Origin of the sequence: Phytopseudomonas punonensis (assembly GCF_900142655.1) — a bacterium.
GTDB lineage: Bacteria > Pseudomonadota > Gammaproteobacteria > Pseudomonadales > Pseudomonadaceae > Aquipseudomonas > Aquipseudomonas punonensis.
This window is the reverse complement of sequence record NZ_FRBQ01000020.1, coordinates 1-1231: the sequence shown is the minus strand read 5'-3', so window position 1 is coordinate 1231 and position 1231 is coordinate 1. Positions and strand designations below refer to the sequence as shown.

The 1231-nt window shown below is 56.3% G+C and carries 1 protein-coding gene; it reads right to left on the bottom strand.

The features are described 5' to 3' along the window. Positions 1 to 18: 18 nt before the first annotated feature. A protein-coding gene (locus BUC40_RS22485) for an IS3 family transposase (RefSeq protein WP_139272231.1) occupies positions 19 to 1169 on the bottom strand; the annotation gives its coding sequence in 2 pieces (ribosomal slippage) (positions 19 to 932 and positions 932 to 1169; 1152 coding nt in all). Between the last annotated feature and the right edge of the window lie 62 nt (positions 1170 to 1231).

Below are 1231 nucleotides of genomic sequence, written 5' to 3'. Positions count from 1 at the left end.
TGAATCGCCCCGGCTTTCCTAGACACTTTCCAAGCTCTGGAAATAGCGCTTTTCAAAATCCACTGGCGATAGCTGCATAGCGCTGCTGTGCCGGCGTTTAGGGTTATAAAACATCTCGATGTAATCGAACACATCAGCGCGTGCTTCTTCACGGGTGCCGTAGGTTTTCCGTCTGATGCGTTCTCGCTTCAGCAATTGGAAAAAGCTTTCTGCCACGGCGTTGTCGTGACAGTTACCGCGTCGGCTCATGCTGCTAATCAGGTTGTTGGCCTTGAGGAAACTTTGCCAGTCCAGGCTACTGAACTGACTGCCCTGGTCTGAGTGGATCATCACTTCCTGCTTGGGTTTGCGCCGCCACACCGCCATCAGTAAGGCATCAATCGCTAGATCGCTGCACATCCGTGGCTTCATCGACCAGCCGACCACCTGGCGTGAAAACAGATCCAGCACCACTGCCAAGTACAGCCAGCCTTCATAGGTGCGAATGTAGGTGATGTCAGTGACCCAGACCTTATTGGGTTCTGCGACCTTGAACTGTCTCTCCAGGCGATTGGGCGAGGCTACTGTCGGCTTGCCGCCGCAATAGCCAGGACGCCGACGATAGCCAGTCTGCGAGCGCAGCTTCTCCAACCTCATCAGGCGGGCCACGCGGTGACGACCACAAGACTCACCCAGCTCACGCAGGTCGTCGTGGATCTTTCGGTAGCCGTAGACACCACCACTTTCCAGCCACGCATGCTTGATCAGCCCGAGCAGACGCTGATCTTCCTTGGCGCGTACGGACTTAGGCTCGGATAGCCAAGCGTAGTAACCGCTGGGATGCACTTTGAGGGTTTCGCAGAGACGCCGAACCGGATACTCCACCGACAGCTTGCTGATGAAGGCGTACTTCAGCCGGACTCCTTGGCAAAGTACGCGGCGGCCTTTTTTAGGATGTCTCGCTCTTCGGTCACTCGCTTGAGCTCAGCACGCAGACGACGCAGTTCGGCCTGCTGATCGTCCTCTTGCTGCCGCTTTTCCTGCGGCTTGCTGTAGCGCTTGATCCAGGCATACAGGCTGTGCACCGACATACCTAACCGCGCTGCCACTTCGGCTACAGGAAGGCCACGCTCGGTCACTTGCTTGACCGCTTCGATTTTGAATTCTTCGGGGTAACGCTGGTTGCTCATGGCACCTCCTAGTGGGCCTCATTATGAGGCTTGGAGGTGTCTACGAAACTAGGGGCGATTCA